Here is a 674-nt window from a genome sequence, read left to right as displayed (position 1 = left end):
CAGCTGTTTGTGTTTGTCGATGAGTGCCACCGCACTCAGTCCGGCAAGCTGCATGGGGCTATGAAGAGCCTGTTGCCAGAGGCGCTGTTTATCGGTTTTACCGGCACACCGCTGATGAAGCAGGACAAAAAAAAGTCCATCGAGGTCTTTGGCCCCTACATTCACACCTACAAGTTCAACGAGGCGGTGAGTGATGGCGTGGTGCTGGATCTGCGCTACGAGGCGCGGGATATCGATCAGCGGGTCAAATCCCAGAAAAAAGTGGATGAGTGGTTCGATACCAAGACCAAGGATCTCTCGCGGCTGGGCAAGCAGCAGCTTAAACAGAAGTGGGCCTCAATGCAGAAGCTGCTCTCCAGTCGTTCGCGGCTGGAGCAGATAGTGGCCGATATTCTGCTCGACTTCGAGCGCAAGCCCCGGCTGGCCGATGGTCGTGGCAATGCCATGCTGGTCTGCGCCAGCGTCTATCAAGCCTGCAAAAGTTACGAGATGTTCAGCCAGGCCGGTTTTGCTGGCAAGTGCGCCATCGTCACCAGTTACCAACCCAATGCCAGCGAGATCAAGGGCGAGGAGACGGGCGAGGGGCTGACGGAGAAGCTGGCCAAGTACAACATCTATCGCAAGATGCTGGCCGACTATTTCGAGCAGCCGGAGGATGAGGCGGCTAAGCGGGT

1 pseudogene is annotated in these 674 nt (G+C 56.8%); it reads left to right on the top strand.

Annotation, left to right across the window (positions count from 1 at the left end):
- A pseudogene (locus tag AACR93_RS03990) lies at window positions 1–674 on the top strand (type I restriction endonuclease subunit R); the annotation flags it as partial.

Origin of the sequence: Aeromonas sp. L_1B5_3 (assembly GCF_963866575.1) — a bacterium.
Taxonomy (GTDB): domain Bacteria; phylum Pseudomonadota; class Gammaproteobacteria; order Enterobacterales; family Aeromonadaceae; genus Aeromonas; species Aeromonas jandaei.
This window is presented reverse-complemented; position numbering and strand designations above follow the sequence as displayed.